This window comes from Alteromonas sp. ABH4_457, from assembly GCF_056160625.1.
In genome coordinates, this window is record NZ_JBSWXN010000001.1 from 72,652 (window position 1) to 95,240 (window position 22,589).

A 22,589-nucleotide genomic window follows, 5' to 3' on the forward strand; every position below is an offset into this window, starting at 1 on the left:
TAAATCAACATAATTTATTTAATTGTTTTTCTTTCTTCCGGATGACTTTAAGGGGGCATTTTGCCAGGGGACTAGGCAGCAGGGAATGGAAGGACTACTATACGTTGTTGATTTAATGAAAATAAGATGTCTCATATGCCTGCAAATTCTTCCGGCCAGCAAGTTGAACCCCATGGATTCTGGCAAAAAAGCACCCCGCTGAAAGGCCAGTCAGGTCTGCGGGCACTGAACGAACGCCGCATTCTGACGCTGATCCGTCAGCATCAGGAATTGCCCAAAGCCCGTATAGCCAATGAAACAGGCCTGTCAGCCCAGGCCGCCACTGTAATAATCAATAAACTGGAAGAAGACGGGCTGTTGTTGCGCGGGGAGCCCCAAAGAGGTAAGCGGGGACAACCCACCGTACCCTTCTCTCTTAAGGCAGACGGGGCTTATGGGGTCGGTATCAAAATTGGTCGCCGGAGTATTCAGATCACCCTTATCGATTTTTGCGGCAAAGTACGCTCGTCACTTCGGGAGCAGTGGGACTATCCGGCAGTGGATGCCATGATCCGCTTCGCAGAAAAGGGGATACGGGCGATGTTATCAACCTTAAGTGACGGGGAAAAACTGCGTGTGAGTGGTGTGGGTGTCGCCATGCCATTTGAAATCTGGCGCTGGAGCGAGCAGGCCGGCGCGCCGGAAGAGGCATTGTCAGAATGGCAGGACTTTGATGTTCCTGCTGCCATTCAGAAGATCACCGATTTGCCAGTTTATCTGTGCAACGATGACACCGCAGCCTGTGCTGCCGAACTCTGGTTTGGTGAACACCGGGATCTCAACGATTACCTGTATTGCTTTGTCGGCACCTTCATCGGTGGCGGTATGGTACTGAACCGGCAGTTACATACCGGTCGTCACGGTAATGCCGGTGCGGTGGGATCTCTGCCTTATCCGGGCAGTCTTGCCGGCGGCCAGCTTCTTGATGTGGCATCAATATACCTGCTGGAGAAAACCCTGAAAGAGGCGGGGCAGGACACGGCATTCCTGCATGGAAGGCAACAAGTATGGCCTGAAGATGTGCCCGGGATCAGCGAATGGCTGGACTCTGTGGCTACCGGCATTGTGCACAGTGCCATGAGTGCCCATGCCTTTCTGGACCTTGATGCGGTGGTTATTGAAGGCGCTCTGCCAGACAACATCAAAGCAGAATTGCTCAGTCGCTGCGGGCACCTTTTACAGTCGGCTGACTTCCGGGGATTATCTTCGTTAATCTTACGCGGAGGCTCGGTCGGGGCGGATGCCCAGTCCTTTGGCAGCGCCAATTTGCCCTTACTCGCGCAGTACAGTCTTTAACAATTCGTCAATAATTATTAAATAAATATAGTTGATTTAATAATTCAGCTGCATTAAATTGCGTCTCCTTGAAGTCACTGTTAACACGGTGTGATCGTGTTGTGGATTGAAATCACACTTTGCCAGGGGATGCTGCATGCGTTTTTTTCCTTCATTGATATCTGAAATTTCCTCCCGTAAACCGCTGATGACAAAGGTGTCTCAGGCCGGTTCAACCTGTGGTGCAACCATCGCTCTGCTTCTTGCCTCCGGGCAGGTAAGTGCACAGGACATGCCTGATTACGTTAATTTCCAGGCCAGCTATACCGGCGAAGCGGCAGCGAATGTGAATGGCGGCCAACAGCGGGGCAGTGCCTATGCCGGGCAGCTTTTTGTGGGTGCAGATTTCGACATGGAGAAGGCATCTGACTGGAAAGACACCACAATCCATGTGGCAGTGACTAACCGTCACGGACAAAACCTTGCACCAAAATACATTGGCAACAGTACATCGGTGCAGGAAATTTATGGCGGACAGAACAGCCGTCTGGCCCGTTTTACCGTAGAAAAACACTTTCTTGACGGGCAACTTCAGGTTGAAGCCGGCCGCACTGTCGCCAATATCAGTTTTCTGGGTTCCGAGCTGTGTCAGTATTTTCAGACCAATTCTGCGTGCGGCAATCCCACATTCGTCTTCCGTACCAGTAACTTTACCTGGTGGCCGGTGTCCAGCTGGGGTGGTCATGCTAAATTCTGGCTTAATGACAAAACCTATTTCCATGCCGGTGTTTACGAAGAAAATACGCCTCACCAGGCGTCAGACGATCATGGTCTGGATTGGGGAGTTGAAGATTCTACCGGGGTGGTGGTGCCTGTCACGCTGGGGTATCAGACGACATGGGACAATGATGACTATCCGCGCCGCTATGAAGTGGGTGGCTGGTATGACGGTGCTGATTATACCGACCCGTCAAAGGACGAGAACGGTGATTATGCCGCATTGAGCGGAAATGACTACGCCACCCGCAACGGCCGTTCCGGTGTATTTGCAAGATTCGAACAGACCGTGTTGAGACCCGACCTGAACTCTCAGCGCAGCGTTACCTTGTTTGGTGCTGTGCTTACCGGCACCTCCGGTGAATTGATTGAAGATTTTTATTTTAAGGCCGGCTTTGTGAAGCGGGGGACATTCCCGGGCCGCGATAAAGATACGGTCGCCTTTGTGTATACAGAGCAACATTACAGCCATGACGCCATTGAAGACCAGTTTATTTTGCGCAACCTTAACGAAGGTTCAGGCCGTCCCGCCAGTATGCAGGCAATGATGGAACTGAGTTACGGCATTCATGTGAACGACAACATCCGCATTCAGCCCAACATCCATTACATCGTTAATCCCGATCAGTTTGGCGACAAAGCCAGACAGGAAGACCTAAGTGATGCCGTGGTGCTGGGGCTGCGCTTTGATATCAATCTCGCAGGTTTGCTTTTTCAGTAAGCCGGTTTATCTGTTGCACAATCAGTAAGGAGAATGCAAATGCAAGTGTTATGCATGGGAGAAGCCTTAATCGACATGCTGTCTGACAAGGGGCAGCCCGGAATTACAGACGCAACGGAAAGCTTCAGAAAATTTGCCGGTGGCGCACCTGCGAATGTTGCTGTTGCAGTTGCCAAACTGGGTGGCGAAAGCTATCTGTTCGGTAAGCTGGGGAAAGATCAGTTTGGTCATTACCTGCACCGAACACTGGAAGCCCTTGAGGTGAATACCGCTTTCACCACATATTCTGAAAAAGGGAAAACCGCTCTGGCTTTTGTCGGCCTTGACGCTGACGGTGAAAGATCTTTCGATTTTTATATCGACAATGCGGCCCATACTGATATCTCAGAAGCAGACCTGGTGCCTGCATTATTTGAGAAACCCCGCATTGTCAGTTTCTGCTCGGGCTCAGTGAGCACGCCGGATTTACGCCAAGTCACCTTGTCTGCCATTGACGGGTTCAAAGGGGCAGGCAGCATTCTGTGTCTGGATATTAATTTACGTCCTGCATTCTGGGCAGAGCCTTCCCTGGCACCGTATTTTATTGATGAAACGGCAAAACAGGTGGATGTGATAAAGGCCAGCAAAGAGGAGCTCATTGAGCTGTATGGCGAGTCGAATATCGACGGGCAGATTCAAAGCTGGATGGACTGCGGTGTGTCGCTGGTATTGGTTACGGATGGCGCAAATCCGGTGGCTTTTTACAGTCACGACACCAACGGTATTTATCCTACGCCTCCTGTCAGTGCAGTAGATACCACAGCAGCCGGTGATGCCTTCGTGGGCGGGTTCTTATTCACGTTAGCAGAAGAAGTACAGGATAAAGCGTCATTTGTGGCCTGGGCAGGCAACTTTGAAAGCATTATGTCTTCTCTGCGTTTTGCTACCCGCTGCGGCGCCCATGCAGTTTCAAAGTACGGTGCGTTTGATGCGTTGCCCTCGCGCAGTGATATCGAACTTAAATAATCCGGCTTTACTGAAAAGAGCCGCAGCAACCTGCGGCTCAAAAACAGTCTGCTTATTTCGCCTCTAATGATGCGATGTAATGGGTAACGAGGTCACGGACAAACTGCTGACAGTCCTTGGCCGTTGAAGGATCGTAGTGTCCGCCGTTAGTCAGATTGTTCGATAACACCCGCACTCCCAGAAACGGTACATCATACGCGTGAGCAATCTGCGCCGCTGCGGCGGTTTCCATTTCCTCTGTACTGGTACCGAAATGTTCATGGAGCCAGGCAATCCGGTCTAACTCGTTATTCCAGAAATTTGCGCTGGCAATAGTGCCTTCCGTTACTTTTCCCCGTTTGTATTGACCGCTTATGGCATGGGCGGATGCCAGCAGTTTACTGTCACCCACATAATAGCGGATCCTCTCTGATTTCTTTGCTGACTCCCCTTCACCGGCACTGCCTGACGAGGCCAGTAAGTCCATGGGTTTCCAGCTTAATGGCGCAGAGCCTTCACCCTTTTCCCTGAAAGGGGTTTTAAAATTTCCTGCGTTCAGTGCACGTTTACCGAGCACAATATCACCGACCAGCAAAGCCGGATCGTGACCGCCTGAAGTGCCCTGATTAATAATGGCTACAGGATGATACCGGGTGATGCCCACCGCAGTGGCCGCAGCGGTATTCTCAAGGCCTTTGCCGGTTTGCGCGACCACAACAGGGTAATTATTCAGCAAACCTTTATAGAAGGTGGTGGTGCCTGATTTCTCTATGGTGACGCCGGTGAGAAGACTGGCAAAATATTCAGCTTCAATGGGCATAGGTCCCTGAATCATTACCGGTGCACGGTAAGGTGTGGTGGTTTCTATATTCGCGGCGCTGAATTCGCCGGCGCAAATCATCCGGCTGAACAAACAAAAGATTAAAACGAGAAAAGCAGTTTTCATGGGTAGCTGGTTTCCGGTTTGAAAAACATAAACGCTATGTCTCAGTATGTTATTGTTCTCACAAATTTCTGGTGGCATTTTAAGCTGCGTGACCTGTTAAAGAAAAAAATGGATCTTTCTACTCTGGCCGGCAGCGGTCAGGCTCAAGTCAGGCTGACAATGAGTCATGAACCACAACACGTTCCCACAAGTGCGAGCATTCTTCTACGAACTTCAGGTGAACCGGGTGGGTTTGATACGCATCCTGATCTTCTACAGAGTTGAATATCATTAATTCAGACACGTGAAAACTATTGTCAATCACATCCCGCTTCAGGGTTGAGGCCGGTACACCTACGTGCAGCGCCTGAACCTGAGGAATAGCCTGAAGAGATTTCAAACCTTTAATCAGTATCGCTTTATCTTCCGCTGAGTCCGGATTTGCCAGCCAGAAATACACTATGTGGAGTACGGGCGCATCCAGCGAGCAGTTTGATGAGGCAGCTTGCGCAGAAGCGGGCAGGGCCGCGGCGGCTGCCAATGCTCCGGCGGTGGTCATAAATTGTCTGCGGGAAGAGTCCGTCATTGATAATCCTTGTAAATTTTCAGGCAAAGTGTCACTGAGTGTAAAGGCGACAATCATGCTATGCAATCATACTGTGCTCACGAAGCAGACAGAAGTCAGGTTTACAGCGACAAGTGTAAGATGACACTGGCTGCCGCTGATACGCCCGTATCGTATCATGGCTTCACCGGTTCCGCTTGAGCCTTCCGGGTCTCCACCGGGCAGTCCGCAAAGGACCTTAACAACAGCTTCTGGCTGACAGCAAATTTTAAAATTCTTTGCATAAAATATATAGCGTCACTTTTTGCAAAGTAATTAGTCACTTTATGCCATTCTCAGAATGTGTTTAATTGTTAATATCGTGTTTAACGATTACACAAGTCATTTACGCCTGACACCTTGTTTTCTTTTTGCGTATGTGACTTAGAGGATGGTCACTATGTCTTTAACTGCAATTCTTGATGATTCCAAACTGAGCCCTGTGCAATGGGTGGCAATTATCATTTGTATCTCTCTTAATGCGCTGGATGGCTTTGATGTTCTGGCTATCAGCTTTGCTTCGCCGGGAATTGCGGCAGAGTGGGGGATTAACCGCGCCGAGCTGGGTGTGGTGCTGGCCATGGAGCTGGTGGGTATGGCCTTCGGTTCTATTTTTCTGGGCGGCATTGCCGATAAGTTTGGCCGCAAACCTACGATTCAGTTTTGTCTGGTACTGATGACCGCTGGTATGTTTGGTGCAGCGTTCGTCGATAGCGTGATGACACTGTTGATCATCCGCTTCATTACCGGTTTGGGAATTGGCGGAATGCTGGCTTCTACAAACGCCATGGTATCGGAATTTGCGAATAAGAAAAGCCGTAACCTTTGCGTCATTATCATGGCCACCGGCTATCCCATCGGCGCAGTGCTTGGCGGAAGTATTGCGTCAATGTTGCTGGAAACCCACACCTGGCGTGCCGTATTTATTTTCGGCGGCAGCATTACCGGTCTGTTCATGCTGGTGGTGGCGTTCTGGCTGCCTGAATCTCTGCTGTACATGGTTAACCATCCGAAAGAAAAAACGCTGGACAAGGTTAATCATATGCTTGCGCGTATGAAAAAGCCTCTGCTGGATGCATTGCCTGCGCCGGCAGTATCAGCCAAAAAATCCAGTTACAGCACACTGTTTTCGCCTGAAATGCGCAAGCTCACGCTGCTGTTAATGGTGGCATACTTTGCACAAATCATGACGTTCTACTTCATTCTAAAATGGATCCCGAAAATTGTGGTGGACATGGGCTTTGGTGCTGCACAGGCCGGTCAGGTGCTGGTGTGGGCAAACCTGGGCGGTGCGGTTGGTGCCATCTTACTGGGACTGCTAACCAGCAAGCTGAATTTACGCCTCACCATGATACCGGTACTTATTCTGGCTTTCGTGATGGTGTCGGTTTTTGGCATTGGTTACAGCGATTTAAGCACGCTGGCGCTGGTTTCCGCAGCCACAGGGTTTTTCACTAATGCCGGTGTTGTAGGGCTGTACGGACTAATGGCACAGGCGTTCCCGGCGAACGTGCGGGCAAGCGGCACAGGCGTGGTCATTGGTATCGGCCGCGGTGGTGCGGCACTGAGCCCGGTGGTTGCCGGATTACTTTTCACAAATGGTGTCAGCCTGCAGGGTGTTGCCATTGCCATGGGCACCGGCGCGCTGGTAGCCACACTGGCGATTTATTTCTTAAACAATAAACAGGGCGGACGGGGAGCAGCAACGCATTCTACTTTGTCTGCCGTCACAAAATAACTAATCCACCGGAAAACGGAGTGTTGATGAACTTTACCCGCTTAAACCCGCTCACCGGCGAAATTGCCAGTGAGGCACCGGCAATGAAAGGTGCACACATGCAGGCTGTTGCCGAAAAAGCACAGCAAGGCTTTGAAATCTGGTCCGGTTTTGGCCCTAACCAGCGCCGTGCCATCCTGTCTCAGGCTGCCATTGCCCTTGAAGGTAAGAAAGACGATTTCGTCAAAGCCATGATGGAAGAAACGGGCGCCACTGCAGGCTGGGCTATGTTCAACCTGATGTTAGCAACTTCCATGCTGCGTGAAGCCGCCTCACTGACTACACAAATCAGCGGTGAAGTTATCCCGTCTGACAAACCTGGCTGTGTTGCTATGGCTCAGCGTGTTCCGGTTGGTGTCATTCTGGGGATTGCCCCCTGGAATGCGCCAATTATTCTGGGTGTTCGCGCCATTTCCACGGCACTTGCCTGCGGCAATGCAGTGATCTTAAAAGCATCGGAAGTGTGCCCGCGCACTCATTCGCTGATCATCGAAGCGCTGGCAGAAGCCGGATTCCCTGAAAATACAGTAAATATCGTCACCAATGCGCCGGAAGATGCCGCAGATGTTGTGGGCGCGCTGATTGATGCCAAACCGGTAAAACGCATTAACTTCACCGGCTCAACCGCCGTGGGCCGCATTATCGCAAAACGGGCAGCAGAACATCTGAAGCCCTGCTTGCTGGAGCTGGGTGGTAAAGCCCCTATGCTGGTACTGGACGATGCTGATCTTGACGAAGCGGTGAAAGCGGCCTCCTTCGGCGCGTTTATGAATCAGGGCCAGATCTGTATGTCTACCGAGCGTCTGGTTGTGGTAGATGCGGTGGCTGATGCTTTTGCCGACAAGCTGGCAGCGAAAGTATCCACCATGAAAACCGGCGATCCCCGTGAAGGGAACACCCCGTTGGGTGCGGTGATTGACCAGAAAACTGTTGAAAAGGTCAACGGGCTGATTGACGACGCGGTCAGCAAAGGTGCTGTGATCCTTACCGGCGGTAAAGCTACATCGGTGCTAATGCCGGCTACGGTGCTGGATAAAGTCACCGCGGACATGGCGATTTACAGTGAAGAAAGCTTCGGCCCGGTGGTGGCGATGATCCGTGCAAAAGACGAAGCGGATGCGGTGCGAATTGCCAACGATTCTGAGTACGGACTGAGTGCGGCGGTATTTACCCGCGATGCGGCACGGGGCATGAAGGTCGCCGGAAAAATTCGGTCAGGTATCTGCCACGTGAATGGCCCTACTGTGCACGATGAGGCGCAAATGCCCTTCGGCGGTGTGGGAGCCTCTGGTTATGGACGCTTTGGCGGCAAAGCCGGTATCGACCAGTTTACAGAACTGCGCTGGATCACTGTGGAAACTGAACCCGGCCACTATCCCATTTAATTTTTTAAAGTATTGAATTTTATCGTTTTGAGTAAGGAATGATTGTGAGTACAGAAAATCAGGAAGCAAACACCGTAGCGGTGACAATCGAAAACGGGGTGGCGTGGGTTGCCCTGAACCGTCCGGAAAAACGCAATTGCATGAATCCGGCGCTGAACCGCCAGATGATGCGGGTACTGGATGAGCTGGAGTACAGCGACGATGTAGCCGTACTGGTGCTGACAGGGGAAGGCACTTCCTGGAGTGCGGGCATGGATTTAAAAGAATATTTCCGAGAAAACGAAGCGAAAGGCCTGGGCGCAACACGCAGGGCGCAGTCAGAAGCTTACGGCTGGTGGCGCCGTCTGCGCTGGTACCACAAGCCAACGGTTGCCATGATCAATGGCTGGTGTTTTGGCGGTGCGTATGGCCCGTTATTCGGCTGTGATCTCGCATTTGCGGCCGAAGAAGCCACATTCGGTTTGAGTGAAATTAACTGGGGTATTTTGCCGGGCGGCGGTGCCAGTAAGGTCGTGGCTGATTTGCTGCCACTGCGTAAAGCTATGTACCACGCCATGATGGGTGAGAACATTGACGGTAAAACTGCGGCTGAGTGGGGACTGGTTAACGAAGCGGTACCGCTGAGTGAGCTGAAAGCCCGCGTACAGACGGTATGTGATGTGCTGAAAGGCAAAAATCCGGTCGCCCTGAAAGCCACAAAAGATGCCATCCGCCGCGTGAAAGAAATGACTTACGACAATGCGGAAGACTATCTGGTACGTGCGCAGGAAGCAGCAAACAGCTTCGATAACGATGGCCGCAAAGAAGGCATCAAGCAGTTTATTGATGACAAGACCTATAAGCCGGGTCTGGGTGCATACGATAAGAGTCAGCAGAAGTAAGCGGAGTGAGCAGCATGGATTTTCTCTCTTTTCAGGCCCGTCTGCGTCCCGGAGACGAAGCGGTATACGACATTACCTCGCAGCGTCGCTGGACATATGAGGCGTGGGACGGTTTTGTTTCCCGCCTGGTGACCTGGTTGTCACAACAAGGTGTGCATAAGGGTGACAGGCTGGTTTGTCTGGCGAGAAATTCTGCTGAAACCGTGGCGCTGCATCTGGCTTGCGGACGGGCAGGGGTATTATTTGTGCCTCTGAACTGGCGTTTGTCTCAGGAAGAACTGATGCAATTACTGGATGATTGCGAGCCTTCGCTGGTATGTGGCGATAAAGAGGCTGACCGTGCCGGTTTGCCCTATGTAGCGCTTTCCACATTGCCTGATCTGGTCAGCGAACTGACACCCTCTGTTATCAGTAACGAGAACGCAGCCGCACCTTCGCTTATCCTGTACACATCAGGCACAACAGGGTTACCGAAAGGTATTGTACATACCGAACAAACCATTATGGAAACCACGCAGAATATGGCGCTGCTGGGGCATGTGGATGAACACAGTACCTTTTTGTGCGAAACACCTATGTTCCATGTCATCGGCCTGATTTCCTGTGTGCGTCCTGCGCTTTACTTCGGTGGGCGGTTAATCATTTCTGACGGATTCGAGCCGGCACGTACCTTTGACCGGTTGTGTGATCCTGAGCTGGCGGTCAGTCATTATTTCTGTGTACCCCAAATGGCCAATGCCCTTCGTCAACTGGCACATTTTGATGCGTCAAAAATGACAGGACTGAAAGCGCTGCTGACCGGTGGTGCGCCTCATCCGGAAGTACAGATCAAAGCATGGTTAAATGACGGCATCCCCATCGTGGACGGGTATGGCATGAGTGAAGCCGGCACCGTGCTCGGGATGAGTTTTGATATGCGTATTATCGATCAGAAAGCCGGTTACGTCGGTTTACCTACACACCGTATCGATGTGCGGCTGACCGGGCCGGGTAATCAGCCGGTGGCATTTGGTGAAGCCGGTGAAATACAGATCAAGGGTGCGAACCTGTTTGTGGATGTATGGAAGAACCACCGCGCTTATGAACGCAGTTTCACACCTGACGGCTGGTTTCAGACCGGTGATATTGGCGTGAGCGACGAGGACGGCTATATCCGGATTGTGGATCGCATCAAAGATATGTTCATCTCCGGCGGCGAGAACGTGTATCCCGCTGAAGTTGAGGCTGTAGCACTGCGTTTCCCGCAAATACTGGAATGTGCGCTGATAGGTGTACCGGACGAAAAGTGGGGAGAATCCGGTTGTCTGTTTGTGGTGCCGTCGGTGAGTCATGAATCCTTCGATAAGGAAGGCTTATTAAGGGAAATGGAAAAAGGGCTGGCCCGTTATAAACTACCCAAACATGTCCGGTTGCTGGACGCATTACCCCGTACAGGTGCCGGAAAGGTCAGGAAGAACATTCTTAAATCAGAACTCAGAGCACTGGTCGCAGAACATTGAAATAATATAAGGAAAAGCTTTACCACACCGGTAAATGACGATACAACAAGCCCGTTAAAAATCCTCAAACAGGTTTATTGATGGAAAATTTTGTTGCAGAGTTACAAAGTCAGTTTCAGCACGTACAGGAAGCGGTGGTAAGCCCCGGTTTCCTGTATCAGGTTGCTGCGTTGCTGGCGATTTATTTGGTGGGATGGCTGGTATCAAGGAAGATCCGCAGTTTGTTTGTGCTGACACGGCAGGAGCCGAAAGAAGGCGCACACTCACTGCAAATGTTTGTGTATCGTCTCGGCGGCACATTATTTCCTATTATTACTATCACCTTACTGAAACTGACTTCGGTACTGGGCAAACAATATCAGCTGGATGCATGGCTGCTGGAAATCGCAGTGGTTATCGCTGTGCTGATCTTCATTCATTCCTGCATCCGTGAGTTCGTCTCCAATAAAGGGATTGCGGCGTTTCTGCGCTGGGTGGGGATCCCCATAGTTTTCCTTCATCTGATTGATGTGCTGCCTAAAGTTATCGGCGCACTGCAAACCGTTTCTTTCAGCGTGGGTAACGTTGATGTATCAGCTTACGGTATCGCCCGTGTGCTGATTTTCGGTATTTTACTGTTCTGGCTTGGCCGTGCTTCAAACTCCATGGGTAAGGATATTATCCGCAACCATAAGAAGCTGGATGTCACCACCAAAGAAGTGTTCGCCAAGCTGTTCGAAGTGGCGCTGTTCTGCGTTATCTTCCTGTTGCTGCTTAATATCATGGGAATTAACCTGACTGCGCTGGCCGTATTTGGTGGTGCTGTGGGTGTGGGTCTTGGTCTTGGTTTGCAGTCCATCGCGTCGAACTTTATCTCCGGTATTATTATCCTGCTCGACCGTTCTTTAACTGTCGGTGACTACGTTGAACTGGACGACGGCAGCAAAGGGTTTGTCCGTGAATTTAAAATGCGTTATGCGGTGCTGGAGACTTACGACGGTAAAGATATCCTGGTGCCTAACGAGAAGTTCATCAACTCGTTGCTGGTAAACTGGACACACAAAGATTCAAAACAACGTTACCGGATTGATTTCTCTGTTGCTTACAGAACGGATATCCGCTCAATGGTTGAAATCATTAAAGATGCGGTGAGTGAACATCCTCAGGTGATCAGCGGCGATGATGTGGAGATTGAATACCGGCCGGATTGTGAAATCGACAGCTTTGGTGACTCCGGCGTAAACATGTTCGTTGAGTTCTGGATGGAAGGTGTGGATGACGGTCAGAACCGCGTGGGCGGCGACTTGCTGCTGATGGTATTTGAAACCCTCCGCGAACACGATATTGAGATCCCGTTCCCGCAGCGTGAAGTGCGGGTTATCAACGAAGACGCTATTAAGCTCAGTAACACTACCCCGTAGCACTGAGTCTGAACAAGGATGTTTACCAGCAGAAACCCCGAACCGGCCGTGCCTTACTGGCGGCTGTCCGGGGTTTATTTTTTTGTCTGTGCGGTACTCGGCACAATGCTGCCTTACTGGATGCTGTTTATGGAGTCGATGGGCTACAGCGCCTGGCAGACCGGACAGCTCACCGCACTGCAGATGGTGACAACCCTCATTGCTCCCTACGTGTGGGGCGAGGTGTGTGACCGCGCATCTTCCCGCCTGCGTGTTATCCGTGCCGGAAATTTAGCGGCAGCGCTGATTTTTCTGTGTGTGTTTGCCTTTTTTGAACATTACTGGGCGCTGGTTCTGGCAGTATGTGCCAGTGCGTTCTGCTGGCAGGGACTGAATGCCCAGTTCGAAATTATCACGCTGAATCACCTGGGAAAAGATTCTCACCGTTACGGCAGAATAAGACTGTGGGGTTCCTTCGGTTTCTTAAGCGCTGTGTGGCTTACCGGACAGATCATCAATCTTTATTCTGTGGCATTGTTGCCTTACATTGTCGCCGGCTTGCTGTTCACATTATGGTTGATGACGTTGGTCAATCGCGACCAGCCTGTAAAGGAACAACCGGACGGCAATCTGGAACAGCCCGGCGGGATTTGGCAAAATCCGGTGCTGTGGTTGTTGCTGGTGGTGTTCTTTCTGGTGAACTTCAGTCATGGCAGCTATTACGGCTATTACAGTCTGTTTCTCAAGCAGGAAGGTATCAGTGCGGCCGTTACCGGCAATCTGTGGACTGTCGCTGTTGCGTCTGAATTACTGATGTTTGCCGCTATGCCCTGGGTTATGCGCCGCTTCAGTTTACGGTTCATTTTGCTGGTGAGCCTGTGTCTGACAGCCTTTCGCTGGTTGGGAACAGGGATGCAGGCAGGCAATGTTGCAGAGCTGACTTTGTTGCAGTTACTCCACGGCGTGTCTTTCAGTGCAGTTCATACGGTGGCGGTGCTGCTGTTCAAGCAATGCGTGCACACTGCCCATGAAGGCAAAGCGCAGGCATTATACTGTGCTGTATGTATCGGTGGCGGACAGGCTGCGGGCGTTGCTGCCGGCGGACAAATCTGGGCCATATCTCCGGTAGCAAGTTTCTATTTCAGTGCCGCTGTCGCGGCCGGTGCAGCGGTAATTGCACTGCTGTTTCTCACTGCAAACCGCCTTGCGCCGGCAGGTAAAGTTCAGCAGGTATAAGTTGCTTTGCACAACCGGCCAGGCGCTGACAGCAATAATTTCAGGGTTGCGGTACAGGACCGGTACTTTTCCTCACTATCAGCTTATGGGGCAGAATATTCATCAGTTCTGCCGGCCTGTTACCGTCAATTAAATCCAGCAGAATATGAGCAATCTTTTCGCCAATTTCTTCCATTGGCTGGGCAATGGTCGTAAGCGGCGGCGCGCAATATTCGCCTAAAGCAATACCGTCTACACTGATAATGGATACATCGTCGGGTATGCAATATTCCAGTTCCCTTAAAGCATGCATTGCGCCGATGGCGGCGAGATCTCCGAAGCAGAAAATGGCGGTAGGCCGGTTGCGCTGCTGCATCAGACGGTGTACGCCTTCGACCCCCGACTGACTGGAAAAATCACCGTGGTACAGCAGGCGCCCGTCAACCGGAATGCCGGCCTGCTTCATCGCATCACGAAAGCCGGTTTCTCTCAAACGGGAACTGTTAATAGAATCAGGGCCGGCAATGATCCCGATCTGACGGTGACCCAGCCGGAGTAAGTGTTCCGTGGCTTCTACGCCGATACGGTAATTGTCTACGCCTACCTTAGGGATCCCGCCAATTTCAGTAAATTCAGATGCGTTTACCAGCGGAGGAAGTTGTTCTTCCACGGGCAATGACGGGTCTATGTCGAAGGGGATACGGCTGGAATTCGTGATGATGCCGTCCACCTGACGGGTCTTCACCATACCTGCGAAGGTTTTTTCCAGTACCGGGTTGTCCTGCGTATCGTTCAGGATCACTGAATAACCCCGCCGGTGAGCAACGTTCTCGATACTGCGGATAACCGGAGAAAAATAGGGATTGGTAATATCCGGCAGCATAATGGCGATATTGCGCGACTTTCCCTGACGCAATCCGGCAGCCAGTTTGTTCGGTGTGTAACCCATTTCCGAGACGACGGCGAGCACCTTATTACGGGTGGCTTCACTTACACGCTCCGGTGTATTTAATGCCCGTGACACCGTCGCTTTGCAGACGCCGGCTTTGCTGGCGATATCACTCATTGCCAGTTCTTTATGGCCACTTTTCGACAGGGCCGGCAAACGTTTATTCATGAGCCTGATCCTCTTTGTTCTGCGGGTTGTCGGGATAAGGAAAAACCGGCTGATACTGAGCTTTTGTGTATTTCAGCACGTAATATTTTTCAGTGAGTTTGGCAGTTCGGGACAGTAAAGGCAATAAAAGTAATGGAAATCGGTTTCATTATTTGTTTTTTAATTCTTTAAATTAATGTAAATCAATAGTTTGCTTTGAATTCTCTGCTTTATCACACTATGTCATGATATCCGCACTCTCCGGAAATGCTTAGTGGCCGCCTGTCTTTTCCTTCCAACCTGTCTGTTTTATGGACCTCTCTATTACCTCATCCGTATTAACATTTTTGTAAAGGTCATATTTATGTAAGTTTATGTATTTTAATATTTAAATCGGGTTTTTAGGTTATTTTAGTGAACCGGATTTGTTAATTTTTTGTATTTGACTTTAGACTAAAGGCTAATGTAGATTTGGATCCCAGACGCCGGATCGTATCCTTTTCACCTGGTTTTCATTGGATCTATCCGGCGTTTTATTGGTTTGTTGATGAAATCGGTTTCCATAGAGTGGTAGTTGTGCAATCAGGGAAAGCGTATCGACAGTGACATGACCAGGCTGAGCAAAAATGGACAGAGATCCTCCGCTCAGTGAGCGTTACCGGCAACAGGTCATAACAGATGGATCGTGGATATGAAGCCGGCCACTATTTTATGGAGAGACACAATGAAGAAGACACCACACTGGCTGAAGCGCAGCGCCCTGACTATTGCCATCGCTTCAGCGGGGATCAGCAGTTTTCCGGCACTGGCACAGATTGAAGGTGCCACTCTGCGGGGTAAAGTAGAGAGCACCACCGAATCGTTGGCCGGCAAGAAGGTCATGGCCCGTGATACCAAACGGGGATATGTCAGTGAAACCACTACCCGTGAAGACGGCTCCTATGTGTTTGTTGGTCTGAAACCCGGTACTTATCAGGTTATCGTGGACGGTGATGTTGAAGAAATCACTCTTCGCGTAGGGCAGACAGCGCGACTGAATTTTGATGTGGCAGCCAGCGGAGATGACAATATGGAAGTCATCACGGTGTCCGGTACCCGCATTGAGGCATTCTCCGGAGGAGAAATCGGCACCAATATCACCCCTGAAATGATGATGCGCCTGCCACAGAATAACCGTAACTTTCTGGCCTTTGCCGATCTTGCCCCTGGCGTGCAGGTAAATACCTCGTCAGACGGCAGCGTGAGTCTGCGCGGCGGGGCTCAGCATCAGCGCAGTGTTAACGTGTTTCTTGATGGGGTGAGCCAGAAAGATTATGTCCTTAAAGGCGGTGTCACCGGTCAGGACTCCAGCCGGGGAAATCCGTTCCCGCAAAGTGCCATTGGCGAATACAAGGTGATTACGCAAAACTACAAAGCCGAGTATGACCAGGTCGGCAGTACAGCCATTACCGCCGTCACCCGTTCGGGCACTAACGAATTTGAAGGTGATTTCTTTGTCGACTACACCGATGAAGGACTCCGTGAGGCTGAACCAAACGAAACGCAGGGGAAAACCCGCTCACTCATCCGTCACGCCGGTGCAACCTTTGCCGGCCCCATTATCAGAGATCAGTTGCACTTTTTAGCATCTTACGAGAAGAAAACCATTGCCCAGCCTCAGGATGTGATCGGTGGAGAAGGGGTTAACTTTGTCACTTTGCCTGATGAATACGCATCTCAGATCGGCCGTTTTGCTTCTGATTTTGAGGAAGATCTGTTTTTCGGCAAAATTGACTGGATGATCAATGCTGACCAGGCGCTGGAATTGTCCGTGAAATTACGGGATGAAAGTGATGTATCCGGATTTGGCGGCGCCAATGCCTATGAATACGGTGTTGACCGCGAGGTAAAGGACCACCGTTATCACATGAAATATACCTACACAGCAGATGCCTGGCAGAACGAATTCCGACTGACTTATGAAGATGCTGCCTGGAACCCCCGTGCTTTCACTGATGAACCCGGCATGCGTTTAGTGACCGCAGCGCAGCAGTCGATCATCAACGTCGGCGGCGGGCAGGACTATCAGGAAAAAGGTCAGAAAGGGTGGGGGATCCAAAACGATTTCACCTGGCTTGATCTGGACTGGCACGGTTATCACGTGATTAAAGCCGGCTTTAAATACAAAGACATCGAATTACGCACCATACAGCAACAGCCAATTAATCCGCAGTATTACTACAACGTTGAATTCAATAGTCAGGGCAGCTTCGACATCGTGCAGCCCTATCGCGTGCAGTGGGGGATCCCGGCAGACGATTCAGTGGGCGGTGCTGTAGAAGCGAAAAACCGTCAGTTCGGTATTTATATTCAGGATGACTGGGAAGTTACTGACAGGTTAACGCTGAACATCGGGATCCGCTGGGATTACGAAGAAACCCCAAGCTACAAAGACTATCAGACGCCGGATGAATTAGTCGATGCCTTAAGGGGTTGGGAGAACATTCAGAACGCCAATTTTGATATTGAAAATTACATCAGTACCGGCAGCGAGAGAGAATACTTCACCGGTGCATGGCAGCCCCGTCTCGGTTTCAGTTATGTGATGGACGAAGACCGTAACCATATGCTGTTCGGTGGCTATGGCCGTTCCTATGATCGTAATCAGTTCGATTTTATGCAGCTGGAACAAAGCTCCGGTTCGTTTGCTACGGCGGAATACTTCTTTCAGGGTGACAGTGCTAATCAGTGTGATGCTTCATCGTCAAATTGTGTGGCATGGGACCCGGTTTATCTCACGCAGGCTGGGCTGGATTCTTTAATCAGCAGCACAGAGGTGAGGGGCAGCCGTCATCTGTTGCCTAACGATTTAAAGATGCCGTACTCCGATCAAATGAGTTTAGGTGTACGCAGTGTGTTCGGTGACTGGAACTCAGAAATCAGTATTGCCAGAACGGTGAGTAAAAATGGCTTTAACTGGCTGCTGGGCAACCGCTTGCCAGACGGCGAATTTTTTCAACCCGGCACCAACTGGGGCTCACCCTGGGGATACGGTATTCCGGGCTGGGGCAGTCTGATCATCGGAACTAACGACGGTGAAACCCGCGCGAATAACCTCTACTTTAAACTGAACCGTTCTCATAAAGACGGCTGGGGCGTGAACATCGCTTACACCTTCACTGATGCGGAAGAAAACCGTGTTTACAGTGAAGTCTATGCTTTTGACTATGAGTCAGTCAGCGATTACGGCTGGAACAAGTCTGTAGGCGTGCCTGATCACCGGGTTGTGCTTACCGGTTCTTACGACTTACCCTGGAATGTGGCGCTCACTGCCAAATACACCTGGTCTTCTGAAACTATTTATCAATACACCCTGTGTGATGAAAATGACCAGTGTGCTTTCCGCCGGGCAGAGCCACCGGCCAGTGACTATTCACGCTTTGATCTGGCACTGAGTAAAGACTTCCCGACAGATTATATCAGTGAGAACTCCGTCGCCTGGATTCGTTTTGATGTTCAGAACCTGTTTAACGAAAATAACTACAACACGTTCTATCTGAATCCTGATGAAAGTAACTTCCGGCAGCCGAATATGACTGCGGCAACTAACGGCGGAAAACGTCAGTTGAAGCTGTCAGCAGGCTGGCGCTTCTGATGTAACAACGCAAACATCAGATATTTTAATTCAAAACGGGGCAGCATGACTGCCCCGACTTTATCAATAAAAAACATGACCTTAATCAGAGGCCAGACAGCATGAACAGTAAACGCTTTTCCGGCGCAATTTTCGCCATTATCACTTTATTTAATCTGCCCGTATTCGCTGCCGGATGGCAGATAACCGGTTACGACAGTCACGTAGAACTGAACTGGGAATCATTGCATGAAGAAGGTACCCGCTATCGTGTTCAGGTAACGCAGGACGACAAGAACTGGCACACGCGACTGGAAACGAACAGTGCATTTGCCATGGATTTTGTCCGTGATCTGGGCACTAATCTGACCTTGCAATACCGGCTTATGGAAGTAAACGGCGATACAGAAACAGAACTGGCGTCAGGAGAAGCCAAAACCCGCGATTTTACCGATGATGAGCTGCTGGATATGGTGCAGCGTTATACTTTCCGCTATTTCTGGGACCATGCTGAACCTTCCAGTGGCATGGCGCGGGAACGCATCCCCTTCATGGACCAGGATGGTGACATCGTGACAACCGGTGGTACAGGGTTTGGTATTGCTGCCATCATCACTGCTGCGGAACGGGGTTGGGTAACCCGCAAGGCGGCTGTGGCGAGACTGAACAAAATGACAGACCACCTGGAACAGTTCGAGCGTTTCAAGGGCATGTGGGCACACTGGTATACCGCAGATGATTTGAATGCTTTTAACTTCAGTAAATACGATGATGGCGGCGATATTGTTGAATCCGCATTTATGATGCAGGGTCTGCTGACTGCCCGTCAGTATTTCAACGGCGATGATAAAGAAGAGCAGCGTTTACGTAATCGCATTACTGCATTGTGGGAAGACATGGACTGGGAATGGTATACACAGGGCAAAGATATTCTGTACTGGCACTGGTCGAAAAATTACGGCTGGAAAATGAATCACCCTATCAAAGGCTACAATGAGGCGCTGATTGTCTACATTCTTGCTGCGTCATCCCCGACTAATGCTATTTCCGCTGAACCTTACCACGAAGGCTGGGGGGGCTGGGAAGTCAAAGAATTCAGAAACTACTCAACCTATTATGGTATGACATTACCGCTGGGTAATAAAGTGAACATGGGGGGCCCTCTGTTCTTTGCTCATTACAGCTTCATGGGGCTGGATCCGAGAGGCTTGCGTGATCGCTACACGAATTACTGGGAGCAAAACAAACGCCATACACTGATAAACCGTGCGTACTGTATTGATAATCCCTTTGGCTGGCAGGGCTATGGTGAAGATCTCTGGGGGCTGACAGCCGGTGATATGGTGCCGGTGGGTTATACGGCACATGCACCGGGCGCTGAACGGGATCACGGCACTATTTCGCCAACGGCCGCCTTATCCTCTATGCCGTATACACCGGCTGAGTCGATGAAAGTACTGAAAAACCTTTACCGTAACCATGGCCGCCACATGTTTGGCCGGATGGGCTTTTTCGACGGCATTAATTTAAGTGTGTCAGACAATCCGGAAACCCAGGTAAGAAATACCTATCTGGCCATCGATCAGGGGCCTATTGTAGGTATGATAGAAAACTACCGGACAGCTCTGTTGTGGAACACTTTTATGAAGGATAAAGATGTTCAGCGGGGACTGAAAAAGCTGGGCTTTACTATCGACCATAAAGTACAGTCGAACATTCAGTCCATTGGACACTAACAGGGAAAAAGATGATGGGAAGATTGGCTAAGTTTTCAATCAGTGCTGTGGCATTGAGTGTTCTGCTGGTAGGGTGTACCACTCACAATACGCCTGTTGTTCAGGCGCCAAAAAAACCTGCGGCAGAGAATGTGAGTGCACAGGAGTCCGCCGCCGGGGAAGTCTGGCGACAGTATTATGAAGCCAATGTTTTTGACAGCGGAAGCACAAAAACACCTTATCAGATGATGTTGCCGGAACAATTTGATCCGCAAAAAAACTATCCGGTGGTGCTTTTTCTGCATGGTGCCGGAGAGCGTGGCAACGACAATCAGGCGCAGTTGAACAACGGCGGTAAATTGTTTGCAGAGCACCGCAGCGACTTTCCCGCCATCGTTATTTTCCCTCAGGCGCCTGCAGAAGATTACTGGGCCGCTGCCATCGCTGACCGCAGTCAGTTACCCTTTAGTTTTGACTATCCGTATACCGGCGAAAATGACGTGCCGGCCACCGACGCGCTTAAAGGCGTCATAGCGATAACTGACTGGTTGTCAGAGCAGCCTTTCGTGGATACATCCCGCATGTATTTGATGGGATTGTCTATGGGGGGCATGGGCAGCTATGAGCTGTTAGCCAGAAAGCCTGACACCTTCGCTGCCGCAGTGATAATTTGTGGCGGTGCAAATGCTGAACTTGCCGGTAATATCCGTTCTGATCTTCCCGTCTGGGCATTCCATGGCGATGTGGATCAGGTGGTGATCCCCGAATATAACATTCGCATGGTGGAAGGGCTGAAGGCACAGGGCAATCCGGTCAAATTCACCACCTACCCGGGCGTGAATCATAACAGCTGGGATCCGGCTCTGGCAGAACCCGGACTACTGCCATGGTTGTTTTCACAGAAGAAATAAAATGCCGGTGTGTCCGGCTCAACATCCGCCGGTGATCAGGTCAATCACCGGCTTTCTCAGGTATACCTACATTTTACCAAACTGTTCGTAGTTCTCATGCCAGCTCAGGGCTTCGCCGAGAATGTGAGGGGTATGCATACCGCGGGCGCTGGCACAGGCTCTTTCGAAATAGTCGTGCAGTCTGTCGCGATAGTCCGGATGGGCACATTTATCGATGATGACTTTTGCACGCTGACGGGGTGACAGGCCCCGTAAATCAGCCAGACCCTGCTCGGTAACAATGACTTTTACATCGTGTTCGGTGTGATCCACATGAGACACCATAGGCACGATAGAGGATATTGCGCCGTTTTTAGCGGTGGACGGGGTGACAAAAATAGACAGGTATCCGTTACGGGCGAAGTCGCCTGAGCCACCAATACCATTCATCATTCTGGTGCCCATCACATGAGTGGAATTCACATTCCCGTAGATATCTGCTTCCAGCAAGCCGTTCATGGCAATGACGCCCAGACGGCGGGCGATCTCAGGGTGATTACTGATATCCTGCTGGCGGAGAATGATTTTCTCGCGGTAAAAATCCATGTTTTTATTCAGCTCGTCCAGCGCCGTGGGGCTGAGTGAAAATGCTGTGGCCGAGGCTACTGATAACGTACCAGACTTGAGCATTTTTAGCATGCCGTCCTGAATCACTTCCGTGTACGCTGTCAGGTTTTTATAGCCGCCGGTATCCAGGCCTTCCAGTACGGCATTGGGAATGTTGCCCACGCCTGATTGCAATGGCAGCAGTTCTTTGGGTAAGCGGCCTTTCTGAATTTCAAAGCGGAAAAAATTGAGAATATGGTCAGCAATCTGTCTTGAGCAGGCGTCCGGCGGCGTAAATGGACTGTTCCTGTCAGGGGCAGAGGTTTCTACGATGGCAAGGATCTTCTCCGGGGGAATAGTAAAATACGCATCGCCGATACGGTCATCGGCTTTGGTTAACATGATGGGCTTGCGGTTTGGCGGTAAGGCGGTGCCGTAATAAATATCATGCATGCCTTCCAGTTTCAGACTTTGTCCACTGTTCACTTCCAGAATGATTTTATCAGCCTGTTCAATCCAGGTTTTATTGTTGCCAATTGAAGATGAAGGCACTAACCGGCCATCCTCATGAATAGCCGTCACTTCAATAACCGCAATGTCCAGTTTGCCCAGAAAGCCTGACCAGGCGTACTGGGATACTTCAGATAAGTGAATATCGATGTAATGCATCTGACCATTATTGATTTGCTTGCGGCAAACAGGGTCGGACTGGAAGGGCAAGCGCATGTTAATACCATCCACGGCTGCCAGCGCACCATCAAGCTCAGGCGCTGTTGAGGCACCGGTCCACAAATTGATTTGGAAATGATTGCCTGCCTGACGTTGTGTTTCTGCACGTTTAGCCAGGGCACCCGGCAGGGCTTTTGGGTAACCGGCGCCGGTAAAACCGCTCATACCTACTGTGTCACCGTCATTGATGAATGCAGCAGCCTGTTCAGCACTCATCACTTTATTTTTTAATTGCGGACACAAAATTCTGGATTCAGAAAACATGATCACTCCGGTAAATCGCTTTTCAAAAAAGATTCCAATGCGATGGTAAAAAGAAGAGGGGAAGCAGCAATTGAACAAGAAAGTCCGCTGCTAAAAAATACAGCAATGACTTTACATCGAATTAACGGGAACGGAATAAGACGTCAGTTGTATACGGGGCAATTTTACCAACAAAAACCGGTTTCAGGCCTTTGCTGGTAAGGGTTTGTGAAGCA

General features: G+C 50.5%; 16 protein-coding genes. 12 read left to right on the top strand and 4 right to left on the bottom strand.

Translation table 11 applies throughout. The annotated features are described in order from the left end of the window. The first annotated feature begins 135 nt into the window (after positions 1–135). From ACXAGR_RS00300 to ACXAGR_RS00310, 3 genes are all read left to right on the top strand, one after another. Positions 136–1,335, top strand: a complete 1,200-nt coding sequence (locus ACXAGR_RS00300) for an ROK family transcriptional regulator (protein ID WP_474843360.1) — start codon at positions 136–138, stop codon at positions 1,333–1,335. A gap of 136 nt (positions 1,336–1,471) precedes the next feature. Beyond that, positions 1,472–2,812, top strand: coding sequence for a carbohydrate porin (locus ACXAGR_RS00305; RefSeq protein WP_474847422.1), 1,341 nt, complete (start codon positions 1,472–1,474; stop codon positions 2,810–2,812). Between the two features lie 39 nt (positions 2,813–2,851). Further along, positions 2,852–3,817, top strand: a complete 966-nt coding sequence (locus tag ACXAGR_RS00310; protein ID WP_474847424.1) for a carbohydrate kinase family protein — start codon at positions 2,852–2,854, stop codon at positions 3,815–3,817. A gap of 52 nt (positions 3,818–3,869) precedes the next feature. Here the strand turns inward: ACXAGR_RS00310 and ACXAGR_RS00315 are convergent, their stop codons facing one another. Further along, on the bottom strand, positions 3,870–4,742 hold the full coding sequence (locus ACXAGR_RS00315) for a 5'-methylthioadenosine/S-adenosylhomocysteine nucleosidase (protein WP_474847426.1): 873 nt from the start codon (positions 4,740–4,742) through the stop codon (positions 3,870–3,872). 148 nt (positions 4,743–4,890) lie between these two features. After that, positions 4,891–5,307 carry a Dabb family protein gene (locus tag ACXAGR_RS00320; RefSeq protein WP_474843352.1) on the bottom strand — a complete coding sequence of 139 codons (417 nt, stop codon included), beginning with the start codon at positions 5,305–5,307 and terminating at the stop codon, positions 4,891–4,893. Positions 5,308–5,725: 418 nt separating this feature from the next. Here ACXAGR_RS00320 and ACXAGR_RS00325 point away from each other — a divergent pair, with 418 nt between their 5' ends. The 6 genes from ACXAGR_RS00325 (at position 5,726) to ACXAGR_RS00350 (ending at position 13,482) form a co-directional block, all read left to right on the top strand. Beyond that, positions 5,726–7,063 carry an MFS transporter gene (locus ACXAGR_RS00325; RefSeq protein WP_474847428.1) on the top strand — a complete coding sequence of 446 codons (1,338 nt, stop codon included), beginning with the start codon at positions 5,726–5,728 and terminating at the stop codon, positions 7,061–7,063. A 26-nt stretch (positions 7,064–7,089) separates the two neighbouring features. Continuing rightward, positions 7,090–8,487: an aldehyde dehydrogenase gene (locus tag ACXAGR_RS00330; RefSeq protein ID WP_474847430.1), complete on the top strand. Its 1,398-nt coding sequence runs from the start codon at positions 7,090–7,092 to the stop codon at positions 8,485–8,487. A gap of 44 nt (positions 8,488–8,531) precedes the next feature. Next, on the top strand, positions 8,532–9,368 hold the full coding sequence (locus tag ACXAGR_RS00335; RefSeq protein ID WP_474843346.1) for a p-hydroxycinnamoyl CoA hydratase/lyase: 837 nt from the start codon (positions 8,532–8,534) through the stop codon (positions 9,366–9,368). Between the two features lie 14 nt (positions 9,369–9,382). Beyond that, positions 9,383–10,867 (top strand): AMP-binding protein, encoded by a 1,485-nt coding sequence (locus ACXAGR_RS00340; RefSeq protein WP_474843344.1) that lies wholly within the window; start codon positions 9,383–9,385, stop codon positions 10,865–10,867. A gap of 80 nt (positions 10,868–10,947) precedes the next feature. Then, complete coding sequence (locus ACXAGR_RS00345) at positions 10,948–12,267, top strand: mechanosensitive ion channel family protein (protein ID WP_119502407.1); 1,320 nt, start codon at positions 10,948–10,950, stop codon at positions 12,265–12,267. 18 nt (positions 12,268–12,285) lie between these two features. Continuing rightward, complete coding sequence (locus ACXAGR_RS00350) at positions 12,286–13,482, top strand: MFS transporter (RefSeq protein ID WP_474847432.1); 1,197 nt, start codon at positions 12,286–12,288, stop codon at positions 13,480–13,482. A 40-nt stretch (positions 13,483–13,522) separates the two neighbouring features. On the opposite strand, the gene ACXAGR_RS00355 is transcribed toward ACXAGR_RS00350, so the two are convergent. After that, positions 13,523–14,578 (bottom strand): LacI family DNA-binding transcriptional regulator, encoded by a 1,056-nt coding sequence (locus tag ACXAGR_RS00355; protein ID WP_474843340.1) that lies wholly within the window; start codon positions 14,576–14,578, stop codon positions 13,523–13,525. 703 nt (positions 14,579–15,281) lie between these two features. Here ACXAGR_RS00355 and ACXAGR_RS00360 point away from each other — a divergent pair. The 3 genes from ACXAGR_RS00360 (at position 15,282) to ACXAGR_RS00370 (ending at position 20,796) form a co-directional block, all read left to right on the top strand. Beyond that, positions 15,282–18,191 (top strand): TonB-dependent receptor domain-containing protein, encoded by a 2,910-nt coding sequence (locus ACXAGR_RS00360; protein ID WP_474847434.1) that lies wholly within the window; start codon positions 15,282–15,284, stop codon positions 18,189–18,191. Between the two features lie 101 nt (positions 18,192–18,292). Beyond that, entirely contained in the window at positions 18,293–19,906 is a 1,614-nt protein-coding gene (locus ACXAGR_RS00365) for a glucoamylase family protein (protein WP_474847436.1), read from the top strand. Between the two features lie 11 nt (positions 19,907–19,917). Continuing rightward, positions 19,918–20,796, top strand: coding sequence for a carboxylesterase family protein (locus ACXAGR_RS00370; protein WP_474847438.1), 879 nt, complete (start codon positions 19,918–19,920; stop codon positions 20,794–20,796). Between the two features lie 66 nt (positions 20,797–20,862). On the opposite strand, the gene ACXAGR_RS00375 is transcribed toward ACXAGR_RS00370, so the two are convergent. Continuing rightward, on the bottom strand, positions 20,863–22,374 hold the full coding sequence (locus ACXAGR_RS00375; protein ID WP_474847440.1) for an acetyl-CoA hydrolase/transferase family protein: 1,512 nt from the start codon (positions 22,372–22,374) through the stop codon (positions 20,863–20,865). Positions 22,375–22,589: the final 215 nt, after the last annotated feature.